At 64.9% G+C, this 7,488-nt stretch carries 6 protein-coding genes and 1 pseudogene; all 7 read left to right on the forward strand.

The window, feature by feature from the left end; genetic code table 11:
* Positions 1-10 precede the first annotated feature (10 nt).
* Positions 11-661 carry a 3-isopropylmalate dehydratase small subunit gene (gene leuD, locus KW845_RS29065; RefSeq protein WP_218372899.1) on the forward strand — a complete coding sequence of 217 codons (651 nt, stop codon included), beginning with the start codon at positions 11-13 and terminating at the stop codon, positions 659-661.
* Between the two features lie 64 nt (positions 662-725).
* The gene (leuB, locus tag KW845_RS29070) at positions 726-1,802 is read left to right on the forward strand and encodes a 3-isopropylmalate dehydrogenase (protein WP_218372900.1); all 1,077 of its coding nucleotides are present in this window, start codon (positions 726-728) and stop codon (positions 1,800-1,802) included.
* A 228-nt stretch (positions 1,803-2,030) separates the two neighbouring features.
* A complete protein-coding gene (gene asd / locus KW845_RS29075; RefSeq protein ID WP_218372901.1) occupies positions 2,031-3,161 on the forward strand; it encodes an aspartate-semialdehyde dehydrogenase in 1,131 nt (376 codons plus the stop codon).
* Between the two features lie 187 nt (positions 3,162-3,348).
* Positions 3,349-5,076 (forward strand): FimV family protein, encoded by a 1,728-nt coding sequence (locus KW845_RS29080; protein ID WP_218372902.1) that lies wholly within the window; start codon positions 3,349-3,351, stop codon positions 5,074-5,076.
* 5 nt (positions 5,077-5,081) lie between these two features.
* Positions 5,082-5,888 carry a tRNA pseudouridine(38-40) synthase TruA gene (truA, locus tag KW845_RS29085; RefSeq protein WP_218372903.1) on the forward strand — a complete coding sequence of 269 codons (807 nt, stop codon included), beginning with the start codon at positions 5,082-5,084 and terminating at the stop codon, positions 5,886-5,888.
* A 146-nt stretch (positions 5,889-6,034) separates the two neighbouring features.
* Positions 6,035-7,129 carry a TRAP transporter substrate-binding protein gene (locus KW845_RS29090; protein ID WP_218372904.1) on the forward strand — a complete coding sequence of 365 codons (1,095 nt, stop codon included), beginning with the start codon at positions 6,035-6,037 and terminating at the stop codon, positions 7,127-7,129.
* A gap of 211 nt (positions 7,130-7,340) precedes the next feature.
* Positions 7,341-7,488, forward strand: a pseudogene (locus tag KW845_RS29590) (C4-dicarboxylate ABC transporter substrate-binding protein); the annotation flags it as partial.

Below are 7,488 nucleotides of genomic sequence, written 5' to 3' on the forward strand. Positions count from 1 at the left end.
AGCCAACATCATGCAAGCATTCACTACTCACGAAGGCCTGGTGGCCCCGCTCGACCGCGAAAACGTCGACACCGATCTCATCATCCCGAAGCAGTTCCTTAAATCGATCAAGCGCACGGGTTTCGGCCCCAACCTGTTCGATGAGCTGCGCTACCTGGATCATGGCGAGCCGGGCATGGACAACAGCAAGCGGCCGCTGAATCCCGAGTTCGTGCTGAACCAGCCGCGCTACCAGGGGGCGTCGGTGCTGCTGGCGCGCAAGAACTTCGGCTGCGGCTCCAGCCGCGAGCACGCGCCCTGGGCGCTGACGCAGTTCGGCTTTCGCGCCATCATCGCGCCATCGTATGCCGACATCTTCTTCAACAACAGCTTCAAGAACGGCCTGCTGCCCATCGTGCTGTCCGAGCTCGAAGTGGCGCGCCTGTTCGACGAGGTCAAGGCATTTCCCGGCTACACGCTGCGCATCGATCTCGAACGGCAGGTCGTGCTTGCCGCCGATGGCCGCGAGATGCCGTTCGACATCGAACCTTTCCGCAAATATTGCCTGACCAATGGTTTCGACGATATCGGCCTGACCTTGCGCCAGTCCGACAAGATCCGCGCATTCGAAACCGAGCGGCTGGCCCGCCACCCGTGGCTGGAAAGCCGGCCGTTGGTGTGAGGCCCACCCTGGAAGCGCTGCGCGCTTCCACCTCGCCACATCTATTCATTCATAGGTTCTTTTCATGACGCATAACATCGCAGTGCTGCCAGGCGACGGCATCGGCCCCGAGATCGTGGAACAGGCCGTGCGCGTGCTGGGCGCGCTGGACCTGTCGCTGGAAATCCAGCAGGCGCCAGTGGGAGGCGCCGCCTACGATCGGTTCGAGCATCCGCTGCCGCCGGCCACGCTGGACCTGGCGCGCAATTCGCACGCCGTGCTGTTTGGCGCCGTGGGCGACTGGAAGTACGACAGCCTGCCGCGCGAATTCCGCCCCGAGCAGGCCATCCTGGGCCTGCGCAAGGCATTGGGCCTGTTCGCCAACCTGCGTCCGGCCATTTTGTATCCCGAACTGGCCAGCGCGTCGTCGCTGAAACCCGAGATCGTCTCGGGGCTGGACATCCTGATCATTCGCGAACTGACGGGCGACATTTATTTCGGCACGCCGCGCGGCGTGCGCGATGCGGCAGACGGCCCCTTCAGTGGTGAGCGCGAAGGTTTCGACACCATGCGCTATGCCGATTCCGAAGTGCGCCGCATCGCGCGCATCGGTTTCGAATCGGCGCGCAAGCGTGGCAAGAAGCTGTGCAGCGTCGACAAGGCCAATGTGCTCGAAACCTCGCAGTTCTGGCGCGATATCGTCATCGAGGTGGCGCGCGACTATCCCGATGTGGAACTGTCGCACATGTATGTCGACAACGCTGCCATGCAATTGGTGCGCAACCCGCGCCAGTTCGACGTGATCGTCACCGGCAATCTGTTCGGCGACATCTTGTCGGACGAGGCCGCCATGTTGACCGGTTCCATCGGCATGTTGCCATCGGCCTCGTTGAACGCGTCGGGGCAGGGCCTGTACGAGCCCAGCCACGGCTCGGCCCCCGATATCGCCGGTCAGGGCATCGCCAATCCGTTGGCAACCATCCTGTCGGCTGCCATGCTGCTGCGTTATTCGCTGAACCTGGCGCCGCAAGCCGACCGTATCGAGGCCGCCGTGCGTGCCGTGCTGGCCGAAGGCCTGCGCACCGCCGACATTCACGAGCCCGGCACGACCAAAGTGTCGACCGCGCATATGGGCGATGCGGTACTGAAAGCCCTGCGCTAGGGCTGCAGAACGGGTGCCGGACACCGTAGGGGTGTCCGGCACCCCGCGGCGTCCGGTATCGGCCGTAACTGGCCCGTGCGTGCCGCCTGGCGGCACACCACCCGCAAGGGCGATCTGTGAAAGCCCGTCCCCCAATTTTCCCTGCAGTGCAACATTTCTGCCGCGCATTCTGATAAATTGTCGGGATCGACGGCTTTCTTTCTATTTTTTACCTCAAGAGCATTGAACATGACGCAAGCAGTAGGCCTGGTCGGCTGGCGCGGCATGGTCGGTTCCGTTCTCATGCAGCGCATGCGCGACGAAAACGACTTCGCCCTGATCGACCCCGTATTCTTTTCCACCAGCAACGCTGGCGGCGCCGCGCCCACTTGGGCCGACGGTGCGGGCCCGCTGCAGAATGCCTACGACATCGATGCTCTGAAAAAACTGCCCATCATCGTTACGGCGCAGGGTGGCGACTACACGTCCGAAGTTTTCCCGAAGCTGCGCGGCGCGGGCTGGAACGGCATCTGGATCGACGCCGCCAGCACCCTGCGCATGAAAGACGATGCCATCATCGTGCTTGACCCGGTCAATCGGCCGGTCATCGATGCGGCGCTCAAGCGCGGCGTGCGCAATTTCGTTGGCGGCAACTGCACGGTCAGTTGCATGCTGATGGGCTTGGCCGGCCTGTTCAACAACGACCTGGTCGAATGGATGAGCTCCATGACCTACCAGGCCGCTTCGGGCGGCGGCGCGCAGCACATGCGCGAACTGCTGACGCAGTTTGGCCTGGTCAACCAGGCCGTCAAGCCCCTGCTCGACGACCCGGCCTCGGCCATTCTCGACATCGACCGCGGTGTGCTCAAGGCGCAGCAAGACCCGGCGCTGCCCCAGGAACACTTTGGCGTGCCCCTGGGCGGCAACCTGATTCCCTGGATCGACAAAGACCTGGGTGACGGCATGTCGCGCGAAGAATGGAAAGCCGAAGCCGAGACCAACAAGATCCTCGGCCGCGGCAAGGCCTTCGGCACGCCCGCCACGCCCATCGATGGCCTGTGCGTGCGTATCGGTGCCATGCGCTGCCATAGCCAGGCGCTGACCATCAAGCTCAAGCGCGATCTGCCGCTCGACGAGATCGAATCCCTGGTCGCGCAGGGCACGCAATGGGCCAAGGTCGTGCCCAACACCAAGGAAGACACCGTACGGGCGCTGACCCCGGTCGCGGTCACCGGCACGCTGGATATCCCGGTGGGCCGGCTGCGCAAATTGTCGATGGGCTCGCAGTACCTGGGTGCTTTTACGGTGGGCGACCAATTACTGTGGGGCGCGGCCGAGCCGCTGCGGCGCATGCTGCGCATCGCGCTGGCCGAAGCCTGAGGCCGTGCCATTGCCGGCGTCCTGGCCTGCCAGGGCATAGCAAAGGCACCTGCGGGTGCCTTTGCGCTATATATGTATTGGTTTGCCGGTGCCCGGCCAGCTTGCCGATTTGTGAATCATGGTCGATCCATTACACTTTCGCCCAGCATTGGCCGGTAACCCGATTCGTATTGCAGGATTTCCAACCATGACCTTGCGTTCGCGCCATTCTTCTCATGCCCGTCGTATCAAAGCCCTGCACTGGGCAGTGGCCCTGGCCATCGGGGCGTCGGTGGGGACGGCGGCCCAGGCTGCCACCGTGGGTCATTCCCGCGTGGTATCCGCGCCGGGCGCCCCGCTGCAGGTCGTGGTGCCGCTCGAGGGCCTGACCCCCGAAGAAGTCGGGTCGCTGCGGGTGACGGTGGCCGACCCGAGCGCCTGGCAGCGCGCCGGCTTGCGTCCGCCCGTGCCGCCGGACAGCATGCGGGTGACCATCCAGGACGGCATGGACGCCACGCGCAAGAGCATCCGCGTTGTCTCGTCGCAGCCGCTGGCTACGCCTACGGTCGACCTGCTGCTCGATCTGCAATCCAGCGCTGGCCAACGCCAGGTACAGGTCACGATCCTGGTGCCGCAGCGTGGCGCCGGGACCGAGGTACAGCCGGCCCGCGTGGGCAGCGACAGCGCCCAGCAGATTGCGGCCCGTTCGGTCACGGTCAAGCCGGGCGATTACCTGTTCCGCATTGCGCGCCGCAACGACGTGCCGGACGCCACCGTATACCAGATGCTGGTGGCCTTGTGGCGTGCCAATCCCCAGGCATTCATTCAGAACAACATGAATCTTGTGCGTGCCGGCGAGACGCTGTCCATCCCGGACGCGGCCACGGTGCGCGCCATCGATCCAGGCGAAGCACGTCGCATCTATCTCGAGCAGGCCGAAGCCTATGCGCGGTATCGTGGCCGCGCCGGTGCCGATGCCGCGGGCGGCGCGGCCGTCAGCGCCGATCGCGGCGCCGCAGGGGGCCAGGTGGGCCAGGCGTCTTCGCGCGAAGGTGGCGTGGCGTCGGCGCCCCAGGATCGCCTGCGCCTGAGCGCCACGGCATCCGGCGACGCGCAATCCGACGCCCGCGCGTCCAGCGAACGCGCCTTGCAGGATACCCAGCAGCGTGTCGACACGCTGCAAGGCAACGTCGATGCCCTCAGCCGTGCCAATCAAGATGCAGGGGCAAGCGGAACGAATGGCAGTGCCGAGGGCGGTGCCGGGACAGGTGCGGCGGGTACGCCTGGCGCGACAGGTACTCCCGGTGCCGCGGGTGCACCGGGTACGGCAGGCGCGCCCGGCGAAACAGGCACGCCCGGTGCGGCAGGCACGCCCGGCGCAGCAGGCACGGCCGGTGCAGCAGGCACGGCCGGTGCAGCAGGCACGCCCGGTGCGGCAGGCACGCCCGGTGCGGCAGGCACGCCCGGTGCAGCAGGCACACCCGGCGCAGCAGGCACTCCCGGCGCCGCAGGCACGCCCGGTGCGGCAGGCACGCCCGGTGCAGCAGGCACGCCTGGCGAAGCAGGCACTCCTGGCGCCGCAGGCGCTCCTGGCGCCGCAGGCGCTCCCGGTGCGCCAGGAGCGGCCAGCACCCAGGGTGCTCAGGCCGGCGATGCCACGGCGACGGGCGATGCCAAGAACGGTACCGTATCCAGTTCGATGCCCGGCTGGCTGGCCGACAACCTGTTGGTCGTGGTGACGGCCGCGCTGGCGCTCATCGTGCTGATCGTTGCATGGCTGCTGCGGCGCGCAGGGGCGCGCCGGGCCGATGAAGACGAGGCCTCGTACGGCGAACCGGTGCTCGATACCGCGGCACTCAACCGCAAGCTGGACGGTATCAGCCTGGATCTGGACCAGCCGCCGACTGACGAGCCGCGCCCCCGCGGGCCGCGCTGACCCGCATGCCACGTGTGGCATTGGGTCTGGCTTACGACGGATCTTCCTGGCAAGGCTGGCAGACCCAGCCGCACCGGCAGACGGTGCAGGACACCCTCGAGACTGCGCTGGGCCGTTTTGCCGGTATCGACGCTCCGGTACCCACGATCTGCGCGGGCCGCACCGACACCGGCGTACACGCGGCCATGCAGGTCGTGCATCTGGACACGAACCTGGAACGCCGCGACGAATCCTGGGTCCGTGGCGTCAATGCCTTCCTGCCACCCAGCATCGCGGTGCAGTGGGCACAGCCGGTGTCCGATGATTTCCATGCGCGCTTTTCGGCGCGCTCGCGTACTTACCATTATCTGTTGTGGCGTGGCCGCGTCCGGCCGCCGCTGTGGGCCGGGCGGGCGGGGTGGTGCTTCCAGGCGCTGGATGTGGATGCCATGCGACAGGCCGCGGCCGCCTTGCTGGGCGAGCATGACTTTTCCAGCTTTCGGTCCTCGCAATGCCAGGCACGCCATCCAGTACGTACCTTGCATCGCCTCGACATCGACGAGCGCGGCCCGTTCCTGATCTTCACGCTGCGCGCCAATGCCTTCCTGCACCATATGGTGCGCAACCTGATCGGCGCCTTGCTGCAAATCGGGCAGGGCCGCCAACCAGTGCATTGGATGCCTGCGCTATTGGCGGCACGTGATCGCCGCCTGGCTGCGCCCACCTTCGCTCCAGATGGCCTGTACCTTTCCGCCATCGAGTATCCGGCTGAATTCCTGCTGAACGAAACAGACGGACGTTCGCAACTGCTGTCGCCCTTTACATTTGCTTAAGGGTTATCAGCAGGAGTGCGTTGGGCCAGATCAATTTATCATTGCGAACGAAAAAAAGCGGCAGCCTCTACACGAGCTGCCGTTTTCGCGGCCGTTTCACACGAACGGCACGCGCCTGCACCGCTTCCAACCAGGAGACATCCGTAATGCAACGTCGTTCGTTCCTCAAAAAGGCCACTCTGGGCGCCGCAGCCGGCGGCGCCGCGCTTGCCGCGCCGGCCCTGGCGCAAGAATCTCCCACGCTGAACTGGCGCCTGGCCTCCAGCTTCCCGCGCAGTGCCGATGCCATCTATACCGGCGGGGAAAACCTGGCCAAATACGTTTCCGAGGCCACGGACGGTAAGTTCAACATCCGCGCGTTCCCTGCTGGCGAGATCGTTCCCGCGCTGCAGGTTCTCGATGCTGTGCAGAACAACACCATTGAATGCGGCCATACGGCTTCGTACTACTACTTCGGCAAAGATCCCGCGCTGTGCTTTGATGGCGCTGTGCCTTTTGGCTTGAATACGCGTCAGATGAATGCCTGGATGCGTCATGGCAATGGCCTGAAGCTGACCCGCGAGCTGTTTCAAAAATACAACATCGTCAACTTCCCGTGCGGCTATACCGGCACGCAGATGGGCGGCTGGTTTCGCAATGAAATCAAGACGGTCGACGACCTGAAGGGCCTGAAGTTCCGTGCCAGCGCTTTCGCCGGTGCGGTGCTGTCGCGCCTGGGCGTGGTGCCGCAGCAGATCGCTGGCGGCGACATCTACCCTTCGCTCGAGAAAGGCACTATCGACGCTGCTGAGTGGATCGGCCCGTACGACGACGAGAAGCTGGGTTTCCACAAAGTGGCCAAGCATTATTACTTCCCGGGCTGGTGGGAAGGCACGCTGCAGGTGTCGCTGTACGTGAACCAGGATGTCTACAACAAGCTGCCCAAGCACTATCAGGCTGCGCTGTCGCAGGCCGCCGCGGCTGCCACCGCCGATATGATTGCCAAGTACGACGCCGAAAACCCGGCGGCCCTGCGTCGCCTGGTGTCGCAAGGCGCCCAGCTCAAGGCGTTCCCCAAGCCCGTGATGGACGCGTGCTATGCCGAGTCGGTCAAGGTCTACGAAGAGTTCTCGGCCAAAGATCCCATGTTCAAGAAGGTGTACGAGGACATGGTCGCGTTCCGCGACAATGAAATCCCGTGGTTCCGTGTCGCAGAAGGCAGCTTCGACGGCTTCATGGGCACGATCGGCCGTCACAAATAAGCGGGCCAGAAACGGGGGCGGGCAGGGCGGGGCTGGCCGGGCGATATAAAATCGCACGATTCAGCCCGTCGCAGTGCCCGCCAAAAGCCGGTTCCGCGCGGGCTGTGCATGCCGACGGCAGCCACCGGCCACCCCGGGAACCCCAGCATGCCCATGTCTGCGCGCCATATCGGGTGCGTAGCGAATTTTCCTCTAGATCATTATTCCCATCATGAAAGCATTACTCGCTTTATCGCGCGCCATAGACGCGCTGAATCTGCGGGTTGGCCGAGCCGTGACGTGGATCACCTTGCTGGTGGTGCTGGTCAGCGCCGGCAACGCCCTGGTTCGCAAGGTGTTCGAGACGAGCTCGAACGCGT

This window comes from Bordetella sp. BOR01 (assembly GCF_019218885.1).
GTDB lineage: Bacteria > Pseudomonadota > Gammaproteobacteria > Burkholderiales > Burkholderiaceae_B > Bordetella_A.

What these genes read in the sequence shown, in the direction of transcription:
- KW845_RS29080 (WP_218372902.1), top strand. Translation starts at nt 3,349, where the DNA reads ATGACCTTGCGTTCGCGCCATTCTTCTCATGCCCGTCGTATCAAAGCC.
- leuB (WP_218372900.1), top strand. Translation starts at nt 726, where the DNA reads ATGACGCATAACATCGCAGTGCTGCCAGGCGACGGCATCGGCCCCGAG.
- asd (WP_218372901.1), top strand. Translation starts at nt 2,031, where the DNA reads ATGACGCAAGCAGTAGGCCTGGTCGGCTGGCGCGGCATGGTCGGTTCC.
- KW845_RS29090 (WP_218372904.1), top strand. Translation starts at nt 6,035, where the DNA reads ATGCAACGTCGTTCGTTCCTCAAAAAGGCCACTCTGGGCGCCGCAGCC.
- truA (WP_218372903.1), top strand. Translation starts at nt 5,082, where the DNA reads ATGCCACGTGTGGCATTGGGTCTGGCTTACGACGGATCTTCCTGGCAA.
- leuD (WP_218372899.1), top strand. Translation starts at nt 11, where the DNA reads ATGCAAGCATTCACTACTCACGAAGGCCTGGTGGCCCCGCTCGACCGC.